The organism is Nonomuraea soli (assembly GCF_013761175.1).
GTDB classification, from domain to species: Bacteria; Actinomycetota; Actinomycetes; order Streptosporangiales; family Streptosporangiaceae; genus Nonomuraea; species Nonomuraea soli.
The window spans coordinates 224,844-248,407 of record NZ_JACDUR010000001.1; the positions used below are offsets into that span (position 1 = coordinate 224,844).

The 23,564-nt window shown below is 70.0% G+C and carries 20 protein-coding genes; 6 read left to right on the forward strand and 14 right to left on the reverse strand.

The features are described 5' to 3' along the window. Both HNR30_RS01145 and HNR30_RS01150 read right to left on the reverse strand, forming a co-directional pair. On the reverse strand, positions 1 to 1,098 hold the full coding sequence (locus HNR30_RS01145) for a glycoside hydrolase family protein (RefSeq protein WP_181607384.1): 1,098 nt from the start codon (positions 1,096 to 1,098) through the stop codon (positions 1 to 3). After that, positions 1,095 to 2,351, reverse strand: coding sequence for a glucarate dehydratase family protein (locus HNR30_RS01150; RefSeq protein ID WP_181607386.1), 1,257 nt, complete (start codon positions 2,349 to 2,351; stop codon positions 1,095 to 1,097). Before HNR30_RS01150 ends, HNR30_RS01145 begins: the two co-directional genes overlap by 4 nt. Positions 2,352 to 2,442: 91 nt before the next feature. Between HNR30_RS01150 and HNR30_RS01155 the strand changes: the two genes are divergently transcribed. Then, a complete protein-coding gene (locus tag HNR30_RS01155; RefSeq protein WP_181607388.1) occupies positions 2,443 to 3,906 on the forward strand; it encodes an aldehyde dehydrogenase (NADP(+)) in 1,464 nt (487 codons plus the stop codon). Positions 3,907 to 3,958: 52 nt separating this feature from the next. Here the strand turns inward: HNR30_RS01155 and HNR30_RS01160 are convergent, their stop codons facing one another. Genes HNR30_RS01160 through HNR30_RS01180 form a run of 5 tightly spaced genes read right to left on the reverse strand, consistent with a single transcriptional unit; the run spans position 3,959 to position 8,748 of the window. Further along, entirely contained in the window at positions 3,959 to 4,864 is a 906-nt protein-coding gene (locus HNR30_RS01160; protein WP_181607391.1) for a 5-dehydro-4-deoxyglucarate dehydratase, read from the reverse strand. 36 nt (positions 4,865 to 4,900) lie between these two features. Continuing rightward, a complete protein-coding gene (locus HNR30_RS01165) occupies positions 4,901 to 5,662 on the reverse strand; it encodes an IclR family transcriptional regulator (RefSeq protein WP_181607394.1) in 762 nt (253 codons plus the stop codon). A gap of 40 nt (positions 5,663 to 5,702) precedes the next feature. Then, positions 5,703 to 6,572, reverse strand: coding sequence for a carbohydrate ABC transporter permease (locus HNR30_RS01170; protein ID WP_312894175.1), 870 nt, complete (start codon positions 6,570 to 6,572; stop codon positions 5,703 to 5,705). Then, positions 6,569 to 7,492 (reverse strand): carbohydrate ABC transporter permease, encoded by a 924-nt coding sequence (locus HNR30_RS01175; RefSeq protein ID WP_181607396.1) that lies wholly within the window; start codon positions 7,490 to 7,492, stop codon positions 6,569 to 6,571. Before HNR30_RS01175 ends, HNR30_RS01170 begins: the two co-directional genes overlap by 4 nt. Further along, a complete protein-coding gene (locus HNR30_RS01180) occupies positions 7,489 to 8,748 on the reverse strand; it encodes an ABC transporter substrate-binding protein (protein ID WP_312894176.1) in 1,260 nt (419 codons plus the stop codon). The genes HNR30_RS01175 and HNR30_RS01180 overlap by 4 nt, the downstream gene beginning before the upstream one ends. Before the next feature lie 156 nt (positions 8,749 to 8,904). On the opposite strand from HNR30_RS01180, the gene HNR30_RS01185 reads away from it, so the two are divergent. After that, a complete protein-coding gene (locus tag HNR30_RS01185; RefSeq protein WP_220133132.1) occupies positions 8,905 to 9,699 on the forward strand; it encodes an NAD-dependent epimerase/dehydratase family protein in 795 nt (264 codons plus the stop codon). Positions 9,700 to 9,871: 172 nt separating this feature from the next. On the opposite strand, the gene HNR30_RS01190 is transcribed toward HNR30_RS01185, so the two are convergent. The 7 genes from HNR30_RS01190 to HNR30_RS01220 all read right to left on the reverse strand — a co-directional run bounded on the left by HNR30_RS01190 (position 9,872) and on the right by HNR30_RS01220 (position 19,423). Beyond that, on the reverse strand, positions 9,872 to 11,473 hold the full coding sequence (locus HNR30_RS01190) for an RICIN domain-containing protein (RefSeq protein WP_181607402.1): 1,602 nt from the start codon (positions 11,471 to 11,473) through the stop codon (positions 9,872 to 9,874). 100 nt (positions 11,474 to 11,573) lie between these two features. Further along, positions 11,574 to 13,889, reverse strand: a complete 2,316-nt coding sequence (locus HNR30_RS01195; RefSeq protein ID WP_181607405.1) for a pectinesterase family protein — start codon at positions 13,887 to 13,889, stop codon at positions 11,574 to 11,576. Between the two features lie 186 nt (positions 13,890 to 14,075). Beyond that, positions 14,076 to 14,819, reverse strand: a complete 744-nt coding sequence (locus HNR30_RS01200; protein WP_181607408.1) for a rhamnogalacturonan acetylesterase — start codon at positions 14,817 to 14,819, stop codon at positions 14,076 to 14,078. Beyond that, complete coding sequence (locus tag HNR30_RS01205; protein WP_181607410.1) at positions 14,819 to 16,639, reverse strand: DUF6807 family protein; 1,821 nt, start codon at positions 16,637 to 16,639, stop codon at positions 14,819 to 14,821. The genes HNR30_RS01200 and HNR30_RS01205 overlap by 1 nt, the downstream gene beginning before the upstream one ends. After that, positions 16,636 to 17,664 carry a mandelate racemase/muconate lactonizing enzyme family protein gene (locus HNR30_RS01210; RefSeq protein WP_181607412.1) on the reverse strand — a complete coding sequence of 343 codons (1,029 nt, stop codon included), beginning with the start codon at positions 17,662 to 17,664 and terminating at the stop codon, positions 16,636 to 16,638. The genes HNR30_RS01205 and HNR30_RS01210 overlap by 4 nt, the downstream gene beginning before the upstream one ends. Next, the gene (locus HNR30_RS01215) at positions 17,661 to 18,536 is read right to left on the reverse strand and encodes a 5-dehydro-4-deoxyglucarate dehydratase (RefSeq protein WP_181607415.1); all 876 of its coding nucleotides are present in this window, start codon (positions 18,534 to 18,536) and stop codon (positions 17,661 to 17,663) included. Before HNR30_RS01215 ends, HNR30_RS01210 begins: the two co-directional genes overlap by 4 nt. Next, complete coding sequence (locus tag HNR30_RS01220) at positions 18,533 to 19,423, reverse strand: NAD-dependent epimerase/dehydratase family protein (protein ID WP_181607417.1); 891 nt, start codon at positions 19,421 to 19,423, stop codon at positions 18,533 to 18,535. Before HNR30_RS01220 ends, HNR30_RS01215 begins: the two co-directional genes overlap by 4 nt. 160 nt (positions 19,424 to 19,583) lie before the next feature. On the opposite strand from HNR30_RS01220, the gene HNR30_RS01225 reads away from it, so the two are divergent. The 4 genes from HNR30_RS01225 (at position 19,584) to HNR30_RS01240 (ending at position 23,538) form a co-directional block, all read left to right on the forward strand. Continuing rightward, entirely contained in the window at positions 19,584 to 20,564 is a 981-nt protein-coding gene (locus tag HNR30_RS01225; protein ID WP_181607421.1) for a LacI family DNA-binding transcriptional regulator, read from the forward strand. Next, on the forward strand, positions 20,561 to 21,523 hold the full coding sequence (locus HNR30_RS01230) for an aldose epimerase family protein (protein ID WP_181607425.1): 963 nt from the start codon (positions 20,561 to 20,563) through the stop codon (positions 21,521 to 21,523). Before HNR30_RS01225 ends, HNR30_RS01230 begins: the two co-directional genes overlap by 4 nt. A 250-nt stretch (positions 21,524 to 21,773) precedes the next feature. After that, complete coding sequence (locus HNR30_RS01235) at positions 21,774 to 22,688, forward strand: carbohydrate ABC transporter permease (RefSeq protein WP_376771729.1); 915 nt, start codon at positions 21,774 to 21,776, stop codon at positions 22,686 to 22,688. Beyond that, positions 22,672 to 23,538: a carbohydrate ABC transporter permease gene (locus tag HNR30_RS01240; protein ID WP_181607435.1), complete on the forward strand. Its 867-nt coding sequence runs from the start codon at positions 22,672 to 22,674 to the stop codon at positions 23,536 to 23,538. Before HNR30_RS01235 ends, HNR30_RS01240 begins: the two co-directional genes overlap by 17 nt. The last annotated feature ends 26 nt before the right edge of the window (positions 23,539 to 23,564 follow it).

Here is a 23,564-nt window from a genome sequence, read left to right on the forward strand (position 1 = left end):
TCACTGCCGGGCCAGGGCCTCCCGCAGGGCGTCGAGCCGGGCAGGGGAGGCCAGGCCGGCGTGGTAGAGGTGGAACTCCTGCGCCCCCGCCTTGCCGTAGATCCGCAGGTGCTCGGCGAGCACACCGGGGTCGGCGGGCCGGGGCGGCAGGGCGAGAACGTAGGCGCCGACCCGCTGTCCCTCGGCGGCCAGGGCGCCGAGCGCGCCGAGGCGGCCGGCGTCGGTCACCGGATCGCCCCAGCAGCTGCCGACCAGCACGTGCGCCCGCGGGTCGCCGGCGGGCAGCGCGGCGAAGGCGCCGGTCGCCCACGGGTCGGGGTTGGCGTGCAGGGTGATCGGCAGCTCGCCGCAGGCGGGCAGCACGCGCTCGCGCAGGCCTGCCGACAGGGCGACCCTGACGTCGCGCACCTGGTCGTGCAGGTCGCCGAGCGCGTCGGCCATGGAGGTGGGGGAGCCGTCCACGGCGGCGCGGACGGCCTCCAGGGTGCCGGCGGGGTAGCGGTCCGCGCAGGCGGCGCAGAAGCACAACGACAGCAGGTCCTGGTGTACGCCGGTCCAGTCGGCGCCCGCGGTCTTCTCGTGCGGGCTCTGGTGGCCGTAGCCCATCGGGCCGCACGCCTCCAGGACGATCCCGTCGGGCTCGCCGGCGGTCACGATCTCGCGGACCAGGCGCTGGCAGTAGTCGAGCACGTCGTCGTGGGCGGGGCAGAGCGCGTGCGGGTAGGGGCCGTGGAAGGCGTTGCGCACGACCAGGTCCGGGTTGCGGGAGCCGAGCCAGGAGTTGTGCGTGAGCACGGTCCAGGCGAGCACCTTGAGCCCGGCCTCGCCCAGCGCGTCACGCGCCCGCAGCCAGGAGTCGGCCGTGGTCCAGCCGGGGGAAGCGGGCACCAGGCGGCCCCAGGCGCTGGGCCGTACGGGCAGGTAGAAGGCGGAGTGCGTCGCCTCCAGCACCCGATGGGCGGGGTGGTGGGGCGTGACGACGCGGGCCGAGTGGTAGGAGGCTGCCAGCGCGACCGCCTCGACGCCGAGCGAGGCGATGCGGGCGGCGGCCGAGGGGTCGCCGACGACGTCCCACGGGTAGACGTAGGCGATGTTCACCAGCGCGGCCTCCTGGTCGAGAATGCGGGCTCGAACCGCTGCATGTAGCCGGTGTCGTCGCGGGAGGTGATCCCGCAGGCGAGGTACTGCTCGTGCATGCGGGCCAGGGCGTCGCGGTCCAGTTCGACGCCGAGTCCGGGCCCGTCGGGAACGGGTACGGCGCCGTCGGCGAAGCGCAGCGCGCCCGGCGCGACCACGTCCTGCCCGTCCTGCCAGGGTGTATGCGTGTCGCAGGCGTGCGTGAGGTTCGGCGTGGCGGCGGCCAGGTGGGTCATGGCGGCCAGGCTGATGCCCAGGTGGGAGTTGGAGTGCATCGACAGCTCCAGGCCGAAGGTGCCGCAGAGTGCCGCGACCTGCGCCGACCTGGTCAGGCCGCCCCAGTAGTGGTGGTCGAGGAGCAGCACGCCGATGGCTCCCTGCTCCAGGGCGGGCGGCAGGTGCGCGGGAGTCACGACGCACATGTTGGTGGCCAGTTTCATCGGCACGTTCGCGGCGACGGCGGCCATGCTCGGGATGTCGACGGCCGGGTCCTCCAGATACTGCAGGATCCCGTCGAGTTCCTTGCCGACCCAGATCGAGGTCTCCACGGTCCAGGAGGCGTTCGGGTCGAGGCGCAGCGGGACGCCGGGGAAGGCCTCGGCGAGCGCGCGGATGGCGGCGACCTCCTGGGCGGGCTCGTAGACGCCGCCCTTGAGCTTGATCGACTGGAAGCCGTAGCGGTCGATCAGGAACCGGGCCTGCTCGACGATGCCCTCGGGGTCGAGCGCCGCGCCGAACCGGTCGTCTGGCTCGCCCGGGTGCCCGGCCCACTTGTAGAACAGATAGGCGCTGTACGGCACGGCGTCGCGTACCCGGCCGCCGAGCAGGTCGACGACGGGCACGCCCGCCGCCTTGCCGCGGATGTCCAGGCAGGCCACCTCGAAGGTGGCGAACACCCGGTCGACGCTCTTCTCCTTGGTGGCCACGCCGGTCAGCCCGTGCAGGTCGCTGACCACGTCGCCGACGAGCGTGTCGATGCGCCGGTAGATCTCGTTGGTGTGGTGCACGTCCACGCCGACCAGTGCCTGCGCGCACTGGCGCACCTTCTGGAGGTGGTCGAGGTCGCCGTAGGTCTCGCCCAGGCCGGACAGCCCCTCGTCGGTGATCACCTCGACGATCGTGCGCAGCGCCCACGGTTCGTGCACGCCGGCGGCGTTGAGGAGCGGCGGATCGCGGAAGGCGACGGGGGTGACCCGGATTTCGCTAATCTTCACTCTAAACTCCGTCCATATATGTGAACAGATATCATATTTCTAGACATATAGACTTGAGCTATATGACATTTCACTGAGAGGTGCTTTTCGGATGATTCAGGGATTCGACCCCCGCACCGGCCAGCCCACCGGCCTTGAACTCCCCGAGACCGACCGCGCCGGGGTGGACGCGGCGGTCGCCGCCGCTCTGGAGGCGGGGCGGGCCTGGCGCGGAGCCCCGGCCGAGGAGCGTGCCCGCGTGCTCGAAGCGGTCGCCGACGCCCTGACCGCGCGCGCCGAGGAGCTCTGGCCGCTGGCCGACCGCGAGACCGCGCTCGGAGAGGTACGGCTGCGCGGCGAGATCGGCCGCTCCGCCGGGCAGTTCCGCTTCTTCGCCCAGGTCATCCGCGACGGGGGATACGCCGAGGCGATCATCGACCACGCGGACACCTCGCTCACCCCGCCCAAGCCCGACGTGCGGCGCATGCTGCGCCCGCTGCCGGGCGTGGTCGGCGTCTTCGCCGCCTCCAACTTCCCCTTCGCCTTCTCCGTGGCAGGAGGCGACGTGGCCTCCGCGCTGGCCGCCGGATGCCCGGTGGTCGTCAAGGCCCACCCCGGCCACCCCGGCACCTCGGAGCTGACCGCCTCGGTGATCCGCTCCGCGCTCCCGTCGGCCGACCTGCTCGGCCTGGTCCAGGGCATGGAGTCGGGTGCGTGGCTGGTCCAGCACCCCTCGGTCTCCGCGGTCGGCTTCACCGGCTCGGTGCCCGGCGGCAAGGCCATCCAGGCGCTCATCGACGAGCGGCCCGAGCCCATCCCGTTCTTCGGCGAGCTCGGCAGCGTCAACCCGGTGGTCGTGCTGCCCTCGGCCCGGCGTGAGGGCCTGGCCCAGGGGTTCGCCGCGTCGCTGACGCTCGGTTCCGGGCAGTTCTGCACCAACCCCGGCCTCGTGTTCGCCCCCGAGGACGTGGTGAAGGAGTTCGCCGAGGCCGTCTCGGCCTCCACGGGCACGCCCATGCTCTCCTCCCGGATCCGCGACGGGTACACCAGCGGCGTCGAGCGGTTGTCGTCGCTGACCCTGCTGGCCACCGGCCAGGCGGGCGAGGGCGCCTGGGCCGTGGAGCCCAGGCTCTTCACCACCGACCTCGACAGCTTCGCCGCGCAGTTGCCCGCGGTCGCCGAGGAGTGCTTCGGGCCGTCGTCCATCGTCGTCACCTACCGCGACGTCTCCGACCTGCCCGGCGTGCTCGCGCGCCTGGAGGGCTCGCTCACCGCCACCGTCCACGCCACCGACCCGGCCGAGGCCGCGCCTCTGGTCGAGGTGCTGGCCCGCACGGCGGGGCGGCTGGTGTGGAACGGCTGGCCCACCGGCGTCGCCGTCACCTGGGCCATGCACCACGGCGGGCCGTGGCCCTCGGCGACCACCACCTTCACCTCCGTCGGCGCCACCGCGATCGCCCGCTGGCTGGCACCGACCGCCTATCAGGACTGGCCCGCCGAGCTGCTCCCGCAGGAGCTGCAGGACTCCAACCCGCTGGGCGTCCCGCAGCGGGTCGACGGCGTGCTCTCCCGCTGACGCACCACGGCCGGCGCCGGGTCGCACGGACCCGGCGCCTGGCGCGACGGCTTCACACACCCGCGATGTCCCTGCCCGCGGCGATCAGCCGCTCCAGCTCGGCGACGTCCTCGGGCGCGGCGTCGACCAGCGGGGGACGCACCGCGCCCGCGTCGAGCCCGCGCAGCCGTACACCTGCCTTGACCAGGGAGACCGCATAGCCCGGCACCTTGTCTCGCAGCTCCACCAGCGGGAGGTAGAACCCGGTCAGCAACCGCTGGCACAGCACCTCGTCGCCCGAGGTCAGCGCCTTGTAGAAGGCCAGCGCGATCTCCGGCGCGAAGGCGAAGACGGCCGAGGAGTAGAGGGTGACCCCGATTCCCCGGTAGGCGGGCATGGTGAACTCGGCGGTCGGGAGCCCGTTGAAGAAGGTGAACTCCCGGTCGGTCTCCTGGCGCACGGTGAGGATGATGCGCTGCAGCAGGTCGAAGTCGCCGATGCCGTCCTTGTAGCCGATCACGTTCGGGATGCCGGCGAGCTGGGCGACGGCCGGCGGGCCGAACCTGGCGTTGGCCCTGCCGTACACGATGATCGGCAGCTCGACGCTCTCGGCGACGGCACGCACGTAGGACACCAGACCGCCGGGAGGGGACGACACGAGATAGGGAGGCAGCAGCAACAGGCCGTCGACACCCAGAGCCTGGGCCTCGGCGGCGAAGGCGCGCGCCGTGGGCAGCGGACCGCCGGTCCCGGACAGGACCGGCACCCGGCCGCCTGCCGCGGCGATGGAGGTGGCCACGACCTGCCGGTACTCCGCCAGGTCGAGCGCGTTGAACTCGCCGGTGCCGCAGGCGGTGAACACACCGCCCGCCCCCGACTCCACTCCCGCGGAGACGTGTTCGGCCAGGACCGACTCGTCCACCGAGCCGTCGGACGCGAACGGGGTCACCGGGAAGAAGAGGACACCATCAAGACGCATAACCGAGATCCCTCCGAGAATGCGCCGGATGATGGATTATCGGATGCCCTCCCGGCGCAGAGTGGCAGCGAGTTTGCGGGTGTGCCGCACCACCGCCTCGGCGACCTGCTCGACCCCGGAGGGCGGCAGCGAGGCGGGCATCGAGACGCTGATCGCGTCGGTGGCCGGGATGCGGTAGTCGACCGCGACGGCCACGCAGGCCACCCCGCGCGTGCCCTGCTCGCGTTCGTGCGCCCAGCCGCGCGAGCGCACCTGGTCGAGCTCGTCCATGAGCTTGGCCGTGTCGGTGATGGTGTGGTCGGTGAGCGCCGTCAGCTCCGCGGGCAGCAGGCCGAGCACCTCGTCGTTGGTCAGCTGCGCCAGCAGCGCCTGGCCGAGCGCGGTGACGTGGGCGGGCAGGCGACGGCCCACCCTCGGGATCACGTGGTGGGCGACGCGCGAGTCGCGGGTCGCCAGGTACAGCACGTGACCGTCGTCGCGCCGGGCGAAGTGCACCGTGTGCCCGATCTCCTCGCGCAGGTCCTCCAGGGTCTCCTGCGCGTACGGCAGAGCCGGGTCCTTGTCGAGGTAGGCGGTCCCGGTCAGCAGGGCGTGCGGCCCGATGCCGTAGGCGGACTCGCCGGGAGGCGCCTCGATCCACTTCAGCTCGGCCAGGGTCCGCAGCAGCGCGTGCAGGCTGCTGCGCGGGAAGCCCGTGCGGTGCTGGAGCTCGGCCAGCGACAGCCGGTCGGGCGAGGACGACAACATCTCCAGGATGCGAACGGTGCGCTCCGCCGACTTCACCATCGAAGGCTCCATAAGATCCAGAATAGGGGATGAGATCCATGTATGTGGACACCTATCCCTTGACCGCGCCGCTGGTGAGTCCGCGCATGAACTGCCGCTGGAACGCCAGGAAGGCGATGATCGACGGCAGCAGCGCCAGGAGGGTCGCGGCCAGCAGCACGCCGATGCCCACCTCCTCGTCGGAACGCAGCGATCGCAGCGCGATGGGCAGCGTGTAGTAGCCCGGATCGTTGGCGACGATGAGCGGCAGCAGGTACTGGTCCCAGATCATGGTGAAGCCGAAGACGCCGATCACGCCGAGCGCCGGACGGCACAGCGGCAGGATGATCGTGAAGAAGGTGCGCAGCTCGCCCGCGCCGTCGATGCGGGCGGCCTCCTCCAGTTCGACCGGGACCTCCTTCATGAACTCGGTCATCACCAGGATGGAGAAGCCCCACGCCCCGACGGGAAGGATCATGCCCGCGTAGGTGTCGATGAGCCGCACGTCGAGCAGCGGCATGTCCGCCAGCACGAGCGAGAGCGGGATGGCGATGATCTCCTCGGGCAGCATCATCGTCGCCAGCATGATCAGCATGACCACGGTCATGCCCCGGAACTTCTTGCGCGCCAGGGCGTAGGCGGCGAAGACGCTGACGAGCATCTGCAGCAGCAGCCCGAAGCCGACCACGACGAAGGAGTTGAACAGGTAGCCGTAGACGTTCTTGTCGCCCGCCTGGGCGAAGTTCTCCAGCGTGAAGCCGTCGGGCCACAGGGCGAAGCTGGTCGGGTCGAGGGTCTGGCCGAAAGCGCTGACCAGCAGGCCCCACAGCGGGCCGGCGAAGACCAGGATCATGCCCGCGTACAGCAGCAGCTTCAGGACCGTCGCCACCGGGCCGCGCCTGGCCTCCAGGCCCAGGGCGCTGTCGAAACGATGCGGGGTCACGATGCCTGCCTCCTGCGCATCAGCTGCACCATGATCGTGAGCACCAGCGTCGCCGCGAACAGCACGATGCAGCCCGCCGCGGCCACGCCGAGCTCGTTGCTCTGGAAGCCCATCTTGTAGATCAGTGTCATCAGCACCTCGGAGGAGCCGTTCGGCCCGCCGTTGGTCAGCACGTAGACCTCGACGAAGACGCGCAGGCCCCGGATGGCGGCCAGGGTGGCCAGGATCCAGAAGACCGGGCGGAGCGCGGGCAGCGTGATGTGCCACAGGCGCTGCCAGGTCGAGGCGCCGTCGACGGCGGCGGCCTCGTACAGGGTGCGGTCCACGCCCACGAGCCCGGCCAGGAAGATCATCATGTCGTACGGCGTGCCACGCCAGATCATCATGCCCATGATCGACAGCAGCGAGGAGTCCTCGCTCGACAGGAACGGCTGCGGATCGATCGTGAGGAACCCGATGATCGAGTTGATCAGGCCGCTCTCCGCCGGGTGGTACATGATGCGCCAGATCTCGGCGACCGCCGCCATGGTCACGACCACCGGCAGGAAGGCAGCGGTGCGCACGAACCACAGATGCCTGGCCGTCCCCTCGATCAGCAGAGCCAGGACCAGGCCCAGCACCAGCGAGCCGACCGTGGTGCCGACGGCCAGCACGACGCTGTGCCACATCGCGCTGACGAACGCGTCGTCGGTCATGATGCGGCGGTAGTTGTCCAGGCCCACGAACTCGTCGCCGAGGAAGGTCTGGACCTTGAAGAAGCTCATCCGGAGGTTCTCGAACATCGGGATGAACTTGAAGTAGAGGAAGAGGATCAGCGCCGGTGCGAGGAAGAGCCAGGGCACGAGCCATCGCCCCCGCCGCCGGGCCTGCCGGCGGTGGGGGCTCAGGCGCTTCTCCTCGCGCACGAGGGTCATGCTCATGAGGCCTTCTGGTTCTGCAATTCCGTGGTCAGCTTGGTCGCCAGGCCGTCCATGGCGGTCTTGACGTCGGACGAGCAGTCGGCCCACACCGCGTTGATCGCGTCGGCCGAGGCCTGGCGGATCGGCGCCCAGTTCGGCACCGGCTGGCTGTAGACCGCGTCCGGGTAGGCGTCGGCGAAGACCTTCCAGCCCGGATCCTGCCGCTCGGCGGCCAGGTTGACGGTGGTGTTGACGGGCAGGCGCACGATCGCGCCGGGGGCGTCCTTGTTCATCCCGATGCGCTGGCCCTCGGCGGAGACGGCGAACTCGGCGAACTTCTTCTGGTTGTCCTCCTGCGCCGAGCCGGCCATCAGGTAGACGTTCTCGCCCTCGCCGAGGGTGCCGGGACCACCCGACGGGCCCTTGGGCACCGGGTGGACCTCGATCTTGTCGGCGCCCAGGCTCTTGACGAAACGCGCCAGCACATAGGGTCCGACCAGGTAGATGCCGCCCTGGCCCTTCTCGAAGACCTCGTGGGTGACGGTCGTGTCGTTGCTGACCGCGCCCGGGTTGACCGACTTGGCGGTGCAGAACTGGTCCTGCAGGAACTTGACGGCCTCGACGGCGTTCGGCTGGTTGACGGCCGGGGTGAACTTGCCGGCGTTGTTGGTCAGGAAGTCGCCGCCGTTGGCGTAGATCAGCGAGGAGGCGTACCAGGAGGCGTAGCCGCGCTTGGTGCCGGCCGGGATGACGAAGCCGGCGGTGTCGGCCTGGCCGTTGCCGTCGGGGTCCTTGTCGGTGAAGGCCTTGGCCAGCGCGGCCAGTTCCTCCCAGGTCTTGGGCGGCTGCATGCCGACCTTCTCGCGCCAGTCCTTGCGCATGATCAGCGCGAACGACTGGGCCGAGAACGGCGCGGCGTAGTACTTGCCGTTGCCCGCCTGGGCGGCCTTCCACGCGCCTTCCGCGAGCTTGTCGCCGCCGGCCAGGGAGGCCTTGTCGACCTCGCGCAACCAGCCCTGCCCCTGCATGTTGCCGAGCTGGGCGGTGTCGTTGATCACGATGTCCGGCAGGTTCTTCTGGGCGGCCTGCTGCTGGAGCTTGGTCTCGAAGTCGTCGAAGATCGCGGTGACCTTGGTCTTGACCCCGCTGGCCTTCGTGAAGGCGTCGGCAAGTTTCTGGGCCGTCTTCGCCGAGTCGGAATCGGGCGCCTGCCTGATCCAGATGTCCAGCGCTTCGTCAGATCCCGCTCCACTCGAACCGCAAGCCCCGAGGGTCACGACTAACACCGCGACACCGAGCAGATGGCGTGTCATCGGACCGCCTCCCGTTCACATACTTGGACGTTGTCTGGTGATGTGCATTTCGTCCAGCGGAACGTATATTGTGATCCGGGTCATAGTCAACAAGGCTTACGAACTCCTCAAGGGAGACCTATGCGGATCCTGGTGACCGGCGCGGCCGGCAAGCTCGGCATTCTCCTGCGGCCTCTCCTGGCCAGGCCGGGACGGACACTCCGGCTGACCGACCTGGTGCCCGTCGAGCCCGGCGAGAGGGAGGAGTTCGTCCAGGCCGACCTGGCCGACCCCGAGGCGATGGCGGCGGTGACCAAGGGCGTGGACGCGATCGTCCACCTCGGCGGGCAGAGCCGCGAGCACCCGTGGGACGACATCGTGCGCGCCAACATCACGGGCAGCCAGATCCTCATGGAGGCCGCCAGGGCCGAGGGGATCCGCCACCTGGTGCTCCTGGGCAGCCACCACGCCGCCGGCTTCCACACCCGCCCGGCCGACGGGGGCGAGCTGCCCGACTACGCCTTCCCCCGCCCCGACACCTTCTACGGGGTCAGCAAGGTGGTGCTGGAGGCGCTGGCCAGCCTGTACTTCGACCGGTTCGGCATCAACTCCACGGTCATCAGGCTCGGCACCTGCAACCACGCGTCAGGGGACACACGCGGGCTGGCGACCTGGATGTCGCCGCGCGACCTGGCCGCGCTCATCGAGGCGGGCCTGGTCGCGCAGGGATTCCACGTGGTGTGGGGGGTGTCCGACAACGACCGCCGGTGGTGGTCGCTCGACGCGGCGCGGGCGCTGGGATGGGAGTCGCGCGACGACTCGGAGGAGCACGCCACGCCGCTCATCGAGAAATACGGCGAGCCGGATCTGAGCGAACCACTGCACGACCGGGCCGGAGGGGCCTTCACGCTCAAGGAGCTCGGCGGGAAGTGGTGAAAAACGCTCCCGCCGCCCGGTGCTGATCGACAGGAAGACGCCTTCGAGCCTGGCGTCCGTGCCCTCTCCCCGCAGCGTGGTGACGCTGGGCACGGTCAGCCGGATCTGGCGCCGACAAGGTACGGCTCGCGCCGGTGAAGTCCAGGCGCGAGCCGTACGGAGAACTGCAAGGTCACGGGGTGATGACTCGCCCGCCGAGGGTCACGACCAGGCGGCCGTCGGAGGCGAAGGACCAGCCGAGCGCACCGGAGTAGCCGGAGCAGCGCGAGCCGTTGGTGCCCGCGTAGAACTGGTTGGAGCTGTCGGAGTTGCCGACGATCTTGTCGTTCGACCCGCTGGAGAAGCGGCACGAGGTGTTGTTGCGGAAGACCGAGCTGCCGGCGTCGAAGGTGAAGTTGCGCTCGGCGTTGTCGATGCTGATGTTGTTCGACACGGTCATCGCGCCGGGGTTGCGGTTGTAGGTGAAGCCGTGCTTGCCGTTGTTGTAGGCGAAGTTGCGGCGCACGATGTGGTTGACGCCGATGTCCTCGCCGCCGAGCTTGTAGCCGTTGCGGTCACCGTTGCCGGCCTGGCCGCCGTTGCTGAGGGTGCCGTTGTTGTAGGCGAGGGAGTCCTCGATCGTCACGACGCCGATGGCGCCGGTGTCGGTCTTGGTGTACAGGTCCCAGCCGTCGTCGATGTTGTTGCGCGCGACGGCGTAGCGGAAGACGTTGCCGCCGCCGACGGTGAGCTTGGCCGCGAAGCCGTCGGCGTCCTCGCCGTCGGAGTCGGCGTTGTCGTGCGACAGCGCCGAGAGGATGAGGTTGTTGGCCGGCCACTGGTCACGCGGGGTGCTCGACAACGTCCGCGAGAGCTGCAGGCCGGTGTCGCGGTTGAAGCGCGTCACGGTGCGCTCGAAGATGTTGTTGCTGCCGCCGACGAAGATGCCGTTGTCGCCGGCGCGCTCGACGATCAGGCCCTTGACGTGCCAGTAGTTGCCGTTCACCGCCAGGCCGCGGTTGGCCGGGTCCTCGGCCTGGGCCGCGAAGTTCAGCACCGGCGTCTCGCCCGGGTAGGCGGTCAGGGTCTTGCGGGCGCTGGAGGTGCCGTTGTTGCCCGTCGCGACCGTGACCGTGGAGGAGTAGGAGTAGGTGCCGCCGCGCATGTAGATCGTGCCGCCCGCGGCGACGCGGGTGAGCGCGGAGGTGAGCGTCGTCGGGTTCGAGATCGTCCCGGCCGCGCCGTCGCTGCCGGAGGGCGAGACGTAGAGCGCGTCGCCGGTGGGCGGCGGGGTAGTGGGGTTGCCGGTCGGCGTGATCGTCGGGCTCGGGGTGATCGTCGGGCTGGGGGTGCCGCCGGAGGTGGGGGTGAGCGTCCACTGCTTGGTGGAGGCGCTGTCGCACGAGTTCTGCTTGACCAAGCCGCTCTCGGCGTTGAGGCACTTGGCGCTACCGGCGTTGACCAGGCGGGTGCCGGAGACGGTCCAGCGCTGGAAGGTCGAGCCGTCGCAGGCCTCGGCGACGATCGCCTTGCCGGCACTGGTCGAGTCGCCGGAGACGCCCGCGCACAGGCCGTTGACCGACGAGATCAGGGCGCCCGAGTCCGACAGGGTCCAGCTGCTGCTCGCCGCGTTCGTGGTGAGCTGGCCGCCGGACGAGGCGGTGGTCAGGTACTGTCCGCTGGCGTTGTTCTTGATCGTGTAGACGGTTGCCGCGCTGGCCGAGGTGGCCACGGCCAGCACGCCGCCCGCCAGGGCGGTTGAAACGATGACGGCTGCGGATACGACATGTCTCATGGAGTGATCTCCTCGATGGGATGTCCCCCGATTCCCCTGGGGACCGCCCCCAGGGGGTTCAGGTACGGCCCGCGTCTCGCGAACGCGGGCCGTACGCGTGCTAGCGGATCCGCCCCGCTCCGGCACGTGCCGGGACGATGCCCTGCAGCGACCGGGGCGGGTCGATCCGGGTGAACAACGTGGGAGTCCAGCCCGCGTCCGGGGTGAGCGTCACCCCGGAGGCGGCGATCAGATCGGTCTCGACGCCGTCGACGAGATTGCCGCGCTGGCTGATCGCGGTGCCGCCGATGACCGACAGGAGCCTGGAGCCGACGAAGGCGTTGGACTCGGCGAAGACCTTGGAGCCGAAGCCGACGCCGATCGAGTAGGCGGTGATCCCCTTGTAGAGGTTGTTGTAGACGTGGACCTGGCCGAAGCGCACCCGCGGCACACGCTGGCCCAGCCCGTCGAAGTAGTTGTGGTGCACGGTGACCTTGAGCTTGTCGGCCTCGCCGTAGCTGTTCGGGTTGTCGGTGTTGCCGATCAGCGTGGTCTTGTCGTGGTTGCTCAGGTGGTTCCAGCTCAGCGTGACGTAGGTGGAGCCGCGCACCACGTCCAGCAGGCCGTCGTGGACCTGGTACGGCCGGCCGAAGTGGACGGGCTGGTTCGAGTCGGGGTTGTCGCCGTCGTCGAGGGTGTTGTGGTCCAGCCAGACGTGGGTGGCGCCGGAGACCTCGAAGTTGTCGAACGAGGCGTTCCAGGCGCCCTCGGCCCCGTCGGTCGGGTCCCAGGCGGGGAAGCAGTCGGAGGTGTCGGAGATCGACAGGTTGCGGACGATCACGTTGTCGACGTTCTGGATGCGGATGCCGAAGCTCTTGAGCGCGGCGTCGTCGCCGAGGCCGATGAGGGTCGTGTTGGAGCCCAGACGCACGGTGATGTGCGCGGCCATCGCGTTGTAGCTGGCCTTCCTGGCGTCCTCCATCGGGCCGCTCGGGCGGGTGGAGCGGCCCCAGACGGCGGGGTCGTAGGCGGCCAGGTAGCCGTCGAGGGTGTAGCCGGCGGTGGCGTAGTCAGCGCAGGTCAGGATTCTTCCCGAGCTGTCGACGTCGGCGTCGATGGTGCCCTTCACGTAGATGATCCGCGGGGTGTTGTCGGCGGGATCGCCGAGCGCCTCGACCAGCTCGGCGCGGCTGGAGACGACGTGCACGCTGTCGTTCCAGGCCGCGGAGCCGCCGGTCGTGCCGGTGGTGGCCGCAGCCCAGCCGTCGTTGGGGGCCAGGGTCTCGCGGCCGAGCCGGAAGGAGCCGTGCCCGCGGTGGCCCTCGGTGGAGGCCGCGAACTGGTCACCGGCCGCGCCCGCCGTCACCGCGGCACCGGCTGCGTCCGCCGGGCCCGCCGCGTGGCCGTGGTCGTGGGGGACCGGGTTCCAGCCGTCGTCGCCCGCCAGGTACCTCTGCGGGGTGAACTGCGCCGCCTCGGCGTCGGTGAGCTGCTTGCGGTCGGCGTTCGCCGTCGAGCCCGGCCCGCTGTTGCGGTACTCGGCGAAGCGCGCGTCCCGCCAGGAGAAGCCCGACATGTCGTCGTAAGGGATCTCCTTGACCTGCTGCCCGAGCCACGACTCGCGCACCACGAGCTGCCCGACCGCGGTGGCCGAGCCGCCGGCGTGCCAGGGCCTGGCCAGGAAGACGGTCTGCGCGGGCGCGGTGCTGACGAGCTGGCTGCGGTAGATCAGGAACCCGTACGGGTTGGTGATCTCGGTGCTGGGCGCCGCCACGTAGCCGTTGTTGGTCGTGCTGCCGCGGGTCAGCGACTTGATCCGGCACCGGTCGAAGACCGCGGTGGCCCGTCCGAAGATGAAGTCGACGTCGCCTTCGACGTAGCAGTTGCGGAAGTACTGCCGCGAGAAGCTCGTCGTCGAGGGGGAGTTGGCGTACAGGGTGTCCTGGTTGCCGATGAAGCGCACGTTGTCGTAGACCTGCCGGTCGCCGACGGTCCTGACGGCGACCGCCTGGCTGCTGCCGGCGGCTGCCTCGTCGTAGGCGTTCTCGAAGGTCAGGTTGCGCGCGGTGAAGTCGTCGGCGCTGATGACGTAGGAGGCGCTCCCGGAGGTGCCGTAGGTGCCCGAGCCGTCGGGCTTCTGCTGGGACGCGGCGGCGTCGAAGGTCAGGACCACGCGGGAGGGGTCACGCGTGGCGCCGACGAGGGAGATGTACGGCTTGTCGGCCGGGATGACGACTTGCTGCTTGTAGGTGCCCTCACGGACCAGGATCGTGACGGGCCTGGTGTTGCCCGGGGGCACGGCGTCGACGGCCGCCTGAACGGTGGTGAACTGACCCGAGCCGTCGGCGGCGACCACGAGGGTGGTGCGGTGCTGTGCGGCAGCCGGCGTCGGCGTCAGTGCCAGAACTGCCAGGGCGAGGAGTAACAGACGTCGCACGGGACGACCTCACTTGGGGGGTGGCACAACAATCGGTTGCACGAAACCATTACGTAATCCCGATTTCACGTCAATATCCGCTGAAAGATTCATAGATGCAGCCGCAATCGGTTGCAGAAAGATGCAGTTTCGCGCCACGACGAAGGCCCCGGCGGGAGATCCCGCCGGGGTAGGGAATCCGGGGCGCTACCCGAGCGCCCCGTGGACGGCGATGCCGGCCTCCTCGGCGCCCGAGCGGGTCTCGCCACCCGGCGCCCGGCCCTCGGTGCGCCACTCCACGAGCTCGGCGGCGCGTTCCGCGGGCAGGACGACCCCCTGCGGCTGCTCGGGGCAGACCTCGCGCCAGGGGAGCAGGTCACCGGCGGCCCCCGCCAGGAGCCGCGCCACCTCGATCGCCCCCGCCGCCGTGAAGTGGGTGTCGTCCACCTCGACGAACAGCGCCTTGGCGGCGCCCACGCCGACCTCGCCGTAGAAGCGCAGGCTCGCCTCCTGCAGGTCGATGAGCGGCACGCCCTCGAAGCCGGCCAGCTCCTTCATCGCCTCCGGATAGCGCCCGTGGGTGGGCTCGGCCGAGCGCCGTTCCACGGACGTGACGAGGATCGGCCGGGCGCCCCGCTCGCGTGCCCCGTCGAGGTAGCGGCGCAGGAAGACCTGGTAGCCGTCGAAGGGGGCGCTGAACCTGTCCTGGTCGTGCTTGGGGTCGTTGTGCCCGAAGCAGACCAGCAGCAGGTCACCGGGGCCGATGGCGGCCATGATGCGCTCGTGCATGCCCAGCCGCTCGATCGAGCTGCGCACGCTCGCGCCGGGGATCGCCTCGTTGACGATGTCGGCGTCCACGAACAGGCCGAGAGCCTGCCCCCAGCCCGCCATCGGCGCGGCCGCCTCGGGATAGGCCGAGGCGGTCGAGTCACCCGCGATGAAGATCCTCATCAGCCGGCCAGCTCCGCCGCCCGCTCCCGGCCCATCCGGCCGTCGGCGACGACCACCGTGATCGACCGGCGCAACTCGCCCTCCACCAGCAGCGGCTTGTCCCAGGCCAGCGCCGGGCCCACACCCGGATACTCGGCGACGCGCACGAACCACGGGTCGATCTCGCCGCGCTGCACGAACAGCAGGCTCCACGAATCGCTGACCAGGCAGAGCCAGGGGCTGGTGCTGCCGTGCACGGAGGCCTCGCCCCGCGACCCAGCGGTGAAGGCGTCGAGGTTCGCCGAGGCCTTGGGCGCGCGCCAGAAGAAGCCGCCGTAGCCCGCGCCGGCCCGGCCCTTCGTCGCCGAGCTCTCGATCTTCGCCGAGCCCGTCAGGGTGAAGGAGACGTCCAGCGCCCAGGCGTCGCCGAGCGAGCGGGTGAGCAGCGTGCGCTCCTCGGTCAGCAGCACCTCGCCGTCGGGGCCCGTCCAGTCGAGGTGCTCCAGGTAGCCGCCGTCGACCGGTTCCAGCCTGCGGCGGCGCTGCCTGCCGTGGTTGGGCAGGATCACCGGGCCGGTGCCCGGCACGAAGGTGGAGCCGCCCCAGAAGTTGACGCCGTTCACGTCGGAGATCGCCACGCTCGCCCCGAAGTGGTGGATGTGGTCGGCGGGCTGCAGCTCGGTGACCGGGACACCGCCCAGGGTGGTGACCGGGTGGAGATAGGGCCTGGGGGCCGAGGTGACGTCGATGTCGCTGCGGTAGAGATACGACGCCGTCTCGCCCAGCCGTACCTCCGGCCACGGGTCGTCGGCGGGCGCGCCGGGGAAGCCCAGCTCCGACAGGGTCTTCAGCTCGCGCGCGCTGCGCGCGGCGAACGCGGCGATGCCGGGCACCAGGCGGCGCTCCGGCTCGTCGGCCGACTCGATCGGGGCCGGTTCCGGGGCCAGGCGCACCGCGTCGAGGAAGCGGGTGAAGGCCTCGGTGGAGGCGAGCGGCACCAGCAGATCGGTGCCGTCACGCAGGTGGTCGAGCAGGTTGGCCAGCAGGTCGGTGCGCCCGTAGCCGGTGCGCACGCCGCCGGCCTCCAGCTCGTCGGTGGTGTAGAACAGCCGCGCGGTGCCGGCGGAGCCGTGCAGCTCCAGGAACGGCTCGTAGCGGCGCTCGGCGCACAGGCTCACGGTGACGGTGATGACCGTGCCGTCGGCCAGGCGCACCCGGGCGCTGGAGGTGTCGTCGGACTGGATGTCGTTGGCGTGGTAGAGCTCCAGGTCGATGCTCTCCACCGGGGAGGGGCCCGCGACCGAGAAGGCGGTGGCCACGGCGTGCGCGAACGGGTTGGTCAGCGCGCCGTCCATGACGTCGACGCCGTCGAGCCGGCGCTTGCCCGCCCAGGCCGCACGCGTGTAGTAGCTCTTGGGTCGCTCCCACGCGCCCGCGACGCCGATGCCGCGGATCTCGCCCACGACCGAGCGGGCGACCGGGATCGCGGCCGAGCCCAGCGACTGGAAGCCGACCTGCACGACCCCGCCGGTCTCGGCCGCCGCCGCGGCGATGCGCTCGAACTCGGCGACCGAGGGCGCGGGCGGCTTCTCCAGCAGCACGTGCGCCCCCGCCCGCAGGGCGGTGACGGCCAGGTCGGCGTGGGTGTGGATCGGGGTGGCGATGACGGCCACCCGCGCCCCGGTCTCGCGCACGAGCGCTCCCAGGTCGGCCGACTGCGGCACGCCCAGGTCGGCGGGCCTGGGGTCGCAGACGCCGGCGAGCTCGGCGCCCTCCAGGCGCGAGATGTTGTGCAGGTGGTGCTTGCCGAAGCCGTGCACCCCGGCGACGACGATCTTCACTCGAACCACCTCGTCGGATGACCGGTCGCGGTGAGCAGGCCGTTCTCGACGGCGACGGGGTACGGCTCGGCGAGCAGGCCGAGCTCGGCCAGGGACGCGTCCTCCACGTGTTCCACCATGACAGGATCACGCAGGCACAGCGCCAGCTGGCCCGACAGCTCCATGAGCAGATGCGGGTAGACGGGCACGTCGTAGGCCCTGGCCAGGTCCGCGATGCGCAGGAACGGCGTGATGCCGCCCACGCGCACCACGTTGGGCTGGATCACGTCGACCGCTCCGGAGGCCAGCAGCTCGCGGAAGCCGTACAGGGTGTAGACGTTCTCGCCCACGGCGACCGGCACGCCGATGGAACGCCGCAGCTCGGCCAGACCACGCCAGTCGTCGGCGGGCAGCGGCTCCTCGATCCAGGCCAGGTCGAACCTCTCCAGCGCGGAGACGGCCCGCCGGGCGCGGAACAGGTCCCAGCGCTGGTTGGCGTCGATCATCAGCTGCGTGTCGGGCCCGATCACCTCGCGGACCGCGGCCACCCGCTCGACGTCCTCGCCCAGGTCGGGCTTGCCCACCTTGATCTTGACGGCGGGCAGGCCCTTCCAGCGGGTCGCCTGCGCGACCAGCTCCTCCAGGGAGTAGTGCAGGTTGACGCCGCTGCCGTACACGGGAACCTCGGAGCGGCGCGCCCCGAGCACGCCGACCAGCGGACCGCGCAGACTCCACAGGGCCAGGTCGAGCCCGGCCATGGCGACCGTGGCCAGCCCGCCGCGCCCGGCCTCGCTCAGGTGCCAGGCCAGCCGGTCCCACACCGCCTCCGGGTGCGGCTCCAGGCCGAACACCGCGTCGCGCACGTCGTGGTCGAGCAGGGCACGCACGGCGTGCGCGCCGATCTGCGGCGTCCACGAGATCCCGGTGCCGACCCGGCCGTCGTCGAGCGTGACGTCCACGCGGACGACGTGGTTGTACGGCACGTCGGCGCCCCACGGCCGGGCCAGGGGCGCCGACCGCAGGGTGGTGGTCAGATCGACGATCATGCGGCTACCAGGGACAGGCCATGCTTGATCAGCGTGTCGAGCTCCGCCTCGTGCTCGGGCGTGAGGTCGGTCAGCGGCGCGCGCACCGGGCCCACGTCCAGGCCGCGCAGCCGGATCCCGGCCTTGACCAGCGCCACCGCGTAGCCGGGCGCCTTGCTGCGCAGCTCGACCAGCGGCGCGTAGAACTCCGTAAGCAGCCGGTCGTCACCCGCGAAGAAGGCCTTGGCGATCTCGGGGGCGAAGGCGAACACGGCGCTGGAGTACAGGTCGATGCCCAGGCCGCGGTAGGCGGGCATGGTCAGCTCGGCGGTCGGCAGGCCGTTGAAGAACATGAAGTCCTCGCCGATCTCCCGACGCACGGCCAGCACGGTGCGCTGCATGCGGTCGATGTCGCCCAGTCCGTCCTTGAGGCCCACGACGCCGGGGATCCGGGCCAGCTCCACCACGGTGGCCGGGTCGAGGACGACCGAGCCGCGCTGGTAGACGATCACCGGGAGCTCGGCCGCGATGGCCGTCACGTACGCGACGAAACCGGAGGTCGAGCCCTGCGTCAGGTAGGGCGGCATGAGCAGCAGGCCGTCGGCTCCCGCCTCGCGTGCCGTACGGGCCTGCTCCAGGGCGGCGCCGAGCGGGCCGCCCGCGCCCGCCAGCACCGGCACCTGGCCGGCGGTGGCGGCCACCGCGACCTGGACGGCCAGCGCGTGCTCGGCCTGCGAAAGCGCCGAGAACTCCCCGGTGCCGCACGCCACGAAGACCGCGCCCGGGTCGTGGGCCAGGCCCTGGCGGATGTGTTCCGCGAGCACCCGCTCGTCCAGCGCCCCGTTGTCGTCGAAGGGCGTCACGGGGAAGAACAGCACGCCGCTGAGGTTCACAGGCTCTCCTTGAGTTCGGTGCGCCAGCTCCGCTTGGCCTGCCAGCCGAGCATGCGCTCGGCCTTGGCGGAGGAGAAGGCGGGGGCGCTGCCGGTCAGTCCGGCGGCGAAGGGGGCGGTGGCGGGGATGAGCCGCGGCAGCAGCTCCGACAGCGGGTCGCGGGCCAGCGCGTCGGCGGCCCCGGCGAAGAAGACCTCGCCATTGGGCAGCTCCGGCAGCTTGGACAGCAGAGCGAGCAGCATGTCGGCGGCGTCGCGGGCGTCGAGGTAGTTGAAAAGCGAGACCGCCGCGAGCTCCGGACGGTCAAGCCGCTCGGCCATGGTGTGGCCTTGCTGGGTGGGGGCGCCCTCCCACTCCTCGGGCGCGACCACGTAGCACGGCCGGACCGCGGCCATCCGGGTCTCGGAGGTCCGCGCGAACGTCTGCATGGTCTGCTCGGCCACCAGCTTCGACAGGCTGTAGGCGTTCCACGGCTGGGCCGGGTGGTCCTCGTCGAGCGCGAGGTAGGCGGGTGTCCAGCCGTCAGGCTTGCCGTACCCGATGACCGTCGGGCTGCTGGCCACGACCAGCTTGGGCACGCCCAGCGCGGTGGCGGCGTGGCACACGTTGAACGCCAGCTGGGTGTTGGTGCGGAAGGTCACGCCGTCGCTGCGGCTGAACGGGGTGGCGATCGCCGCCAGGTGGATGACGGACTCGGGACGGAAGCGGGCGATCACCTCATAGGCCTCGCCGAGGTCGGTCAGGTCGGCGGGCAGGCATGCGGCGGCCTCGGGAGGGGTTCCGGGCGCGTTGTCGATGCCGATCACCTCGTGCCCGGCTGCGGCGAACGCGGTGACGACACTGCGGCCCAGGCGCCCGGCGCTCCCGGTGACGAGAGTTCTGCTCACGGGGGATGTCTTTCTGACGGTCTGCTGATGAGGGTCTGCAACCAGTTGCATAAACTCTGGCCATCCAGCGCGAGCTCTGTCAAGTGGCCAGCGGGTTTACCTCGCAACCGGTCGCAATAGTGCCTGGTAGGCGTGCAACCGATTGCGTTAGTGTGCGGCCATGGTGACGATTCGCGACGTAGCCAGGGCGTCGGGAGTGCACGTGTCGACGGTCTCGCGGACTTTCTCCGCGCCGCATCTGGTCAACGAGAAGACCCGGCAGGCGGTGCTCGCGGTCGCCGCGCAGCTCGGCTACCGGCCCAACCGCGCGGCCAGGGCACTGACCACCGGCCGCACGCACAACCTCGGCCTCATCGTGGCCGACATCGCCAACCCCTTCTTCCCCCCGCTGATCAAGGCGGCCCAGGGACACGCGCGCGAGCGCGACTACCACGTCTTCGTCGCCGACACCGACGAGGACCCGGTGCTGGAGCAGGAGCTCATCGAGACGCTGTCCAAGCAGGTCGACGGCGTGCTCCTGTGCAGTCCCCGGCTGTCGAACCAGACCATCCACCGGCTGCGCGCCGAGGTCCCGCTGGTGATCGTCAACCGCCGCGTGAAGGGCCTGACCACCGTCCTGATGGACGTCGGCCAGGGCGCGCGGGCGGCCATCGACCATCTGGTGGGCCTCGGCCACCGGCGCATCGCCCTGCTCACCGGGCCGCCAGGCTCGTGGACCAGCGGCGAGATCCGCCAGGCCGCCACCGACCGGGCGGCCGAGGCCGGAGTGCCGCTGACGGTCGTGGGACCCAACGAACCCACCGAGCAGGGCGGCCTGGCCGCGGCAGACAAGATCGCCGGGCACAGCGCCGTGCTCTGCTACAACGATCTGGTCGCGCTCGGCCTCATCGAAGGCCTCGTCGAGCGCGGCCTGAGCGTCCCGGGCGACGTGAGCGTCATCGGGATCGACGACAGCCTGCCCGGCCGGCTCAACCGGCCCAAGCTGACCACCATCACCATGCCGACCGCCGCCGCCGGGCGCATGGCGGTCGACCTGCTGCTGGCGGCCGTCGGCGCCGGAGAGCACGCCCCGCACACCACCGTCAGGCTGGAGACCAGCCTGGTGATCAGGGAATCCACCCAGAGAGCGAGTGAACCGTGAAGTTCGGCACCACCCCCGACGGGCAGCCAGTGGAGCGTATCCAGCTGTCCAACGGCCGGCTCAGCGTCGCAGTCCTGACGCTCGGGGCAATCATCCAGTCGATCGAGCTGCCCGACGGCGCCAACGTCGTGCTCGGGCTGGACAGCGTGAGCGACTACCTGGAGCGCAGCCGCTACTTCGGCGCCGTCGTGGGCAGGTTCGGCAACCGCATCGCCGACGGCGCCTTCACGCTCGACGGCGTGCCGTACGAGCTGGCCCGCAACAACAACGGGCATGCCCTGCACGGCGGGCTCAGGGGCTTCGACAAGCGGGTGTGGAGCGCCTCCCGCGACGGCGACCACGCCGTACGGCTCAGCCTGGTCAGCAAGGACGGCGAGGAGGGCTACCCGGGCACGATGTCGGTCTCGGTGACCTACACGCTCGACGGCGACGAGCTCCTGATCGCCTACGAGGCCACCACCGACGCGCCGACGGTGCTGAACCTCACCAACCACTCCTACTTCAACCTGGCCGACGCCCCTGACGTGCGCGGACACGTGCTGACCATGGAGGCCGACGCCTACCTCGAGGTGGACGAGGGGAAGATCCCCGTGCCCGGCGACCCCGTGCCGGTGGCGGGCACGCCCTACGACTTCACCGCGCCCACCGCGATCGGCGAGCGGCTGGAGGGGCGCTACGACCACTGCTACGTGTTGCGGCCGGGCGGGGGCATCGTGGTCGAGGAGCCGGTCAGCGGGCGTTCGATGCGGGTGCGCACGACCGAGCCCGGCGTGCAGTTCTACACCGGGCACATGCTCGACGGCGTCGTCACGCCCTACCAGGCCTTCGCCGGGTTCTGCCTGGAGACGCAGCACTTCCCCGACTCGCCCAACCGGCCCGATTTCCCCTCGACGGTGCTGCGTCCGGGGGAGGTGCACCGGTCGGAGACCGGGTACCGATTTGATTGCAACCGCTTGTAGCAAACCGGCTAGATTCTCGGAAAAGTTTTCCTCGGCTTCATCGTAAGGTAACGCTGTGACCTGGGTATACGCCGATAACGATATATCGGTAACGAGAAGGTAACGTCTGCAAAGGGTTGACGTAACTTTCCGTGGCGCTATAGGAAAGCGCCATCCACCCCCGCACAGCCGAGGGATATGTCAAGCCATGCCCCACCAAGTCTCCGTGTCTCCCTCTCCGAAGCAGGTGAGACTCGAACCCGCCCGCCCAGTGGGCCAGCACCGCGGGACGAAGAACGCGTGGAAGCGCCGTGAAGCCGGTGCGGCCTACGTTTTCCTCGCCCCGTGGTTCCTGGGCCTCATCGCGATCACCGTCGGTCCGATCGTGGCCTCGCTCTACCTGTCCTTCACCGACTACAGCCTGCTCGAAGAGGCCCAGTGGGTCGGCCTGGACAACTACGCCAGGATGTTCACCGAGGACGACCGCTTCCTGCAGTCGCTGAAGGTCACCACGATCTACGTGGTCGTCTCGGTGCCGATGCAGCTGGCCTTCGCGCTGCTGCTGGCCCTGCTGCTCGACCGAGGCCTGCGCGGCCTGACGATCTACCGCTCGGTCTACTACCTGCCCTCGCTGCTGGGCGGCAGCGTCGCGATCGCGATCCTGTGGCGGAAGATCTTCGGCACCGACGGTCTGGTCAACTCGGTCCTGCTCTGGTTCGGGATCGAAGGTCCCGGCTGGGTCACCGACCCCGACACCGCGCTCGGCACGCTGATCCTGCTGCACGTGTGGACCTTCGGCGCCCCGATGGTCATCTTCCTGGCCGGTCTGAGGCAGATCCCGCAGAGCTACTACGAGGCGGCCTCCGTGGACGGGGCGACCAAGCTCACCCAGTTCCGCCACATCACGCTTCCGCTGCTCACGCCGATCATCTTCTTCAACCTCGTGCTCGAGATCATCAAGTCGTTCCAGTCCTTCACCCAGTCGTTCATCGTCAGCAACGGCACCGGCGGACCGGTCGACTCCACGCTCTTCTACACGCTCTACCTGTACATGAAGGGCTTCAAGAACTTTGAGATGGGCTACGCGGCGGCCATGGCCTGGGTGCTGCTGCTCATCATCGCCGGTCTGACCGGGGTCAACTTCCTGATGTCGAAGTATTGGGTCTTCTATGGCGACACAAAGTAACCCCCGCGTGCCGCTGCTCTACAGGCGGCGGTTCAGCCGGGGTGCCAAGCACCTGATGTTGATCGGCTTCGGCCTGGTCATGCTCTATCCGCTGCTGTGGATGGTGTCCGCGGCGTTCAAGCCGGAAGAGCTGATCTTCCGCGAGCCCGGCCTGTGGCCCAGCGAGGTCACCCTCGAGAACTTCACCGAGGGCTGGTACTCACTGAAGAACTCCTTCGGCCACTACCTGTGGAACTCCGCGGTGATCACAGCTTTGTCTGTTATCGCTAACCTCGTCGCCTGCTCGATGGCCGCCTACGCCTTCGCCCGGCTGGACTTCCCCTTCAAGAAGTTGTGGTTCGCCCTCATGCTCGGCTCGATCATGCTGCCGCACCACGTCACCGTCGTGCCGCAGTACATCGTGTTCGCCAAGCTGGAGTGGATCAACACCATCTGGCCGCTGATCCTGCCGAAGTTCCTGGCCACCGACGCCTTCTTCATCTTCCTGATGGTGCAGTTCATCCGCACCCTGCCCAGGGAACTCGACGAGGCGGCGGCCATCGACGGAGCGGGGTACTGGCGCACGTACTTCAGGGTGATCATCCCGCTGTGCATGCCCGCCCTGGCCACCACCGGCATCTTCACCTTCATCTGGACCTGGAACGACTTCTTCAGCCAGAACCTCTACCTGACCAAGTCCGACACCCTGACCGCCAGCGTGGCCCTGCGCCAGTTCCTGGACGGCAGCGGCGAGTCGTCGTGGGGGCCGATGTTCGCCATGTCGCTCATCTCCCTCGCACCCATCTTCGGATTCTTCCTGGCCGGCCAGAAGTACCTCATCCGCGGTATGGCGACCACCGGCCTCAAGTAGCTCCTCCCACCCCCCTTCCATGGAGG

Coding starts and splice junctions, on each gene's coding strand:
- HNR30_RS01225 (WP_181607421.1), top strand. CDS start 19,584: ATGGTGACGATTCGCGACGTAGCCAGGGCGTCGGGAGTGCACGTGTCG.
- HNR30_RS01165 (WP_181607394.1), bottom strand. CDS start 5,662: ATGGAGCCTTCGATGGTGAAGTCGGCGGAGCGCACCGTTCGCATCCTG.
- HNR30_RS01185 (WP_220133132.1), top strand. CDS start 8,905: ATGCGGATCCTGGTGACCGGCGCGGCCGGCAAGCTCGGCATTCTCCTG.
- HNR30_RS01200 (WP_181607408.1), bottom strand. CDS start 14,819: ATGAGGATCTTCATCGCGGGTGACTCGACCGCCTCGGCCTATCCCGAG.
- HNR30_RS01160 (WP_181607391.1), bottom strand. CDS start 4,864: ATGCGTCTTGATGGTGTCCTCTTCTTCCCGGTGACCCCGTTCGCGTCC.
- HNR30_RS01240 (WP_181607435.1), top strand. CDS start 22,672: ATGGCGACACAAAGTAACCCCCGCGTGCCGCTGCTCTACAGGCGGCGG.
- HNR30_RS01210 (WP_181607412.1), bottom strand. CDS start 17,664: ATGATCGTCGATCTGACCACCACCCTGCGGTCGGCGCCCCTGGCCCGG.
- HNR30_RS01175 (WP_181607396.1), bottom strand. CDS start 7,492: ATGAGCATGACCCTCGTGCGCGAGGAGAAGCGCCTGAGCCCCCACCGC.
- HNR30_RS01190 (WP_181607402.1), bottom strand. CDS start 11,473: ATGAGACATGTCGTATCCGCAGCCGTCATCGTTTCAACCGCCCTGGCG.
- HNR30_RS01155 (WP_181607388.1), top strand. CDS start 2,443: ATGATTCAGGGATTCGACCCCCGCACCGGCCAGCCCACCGGCCTTGAA.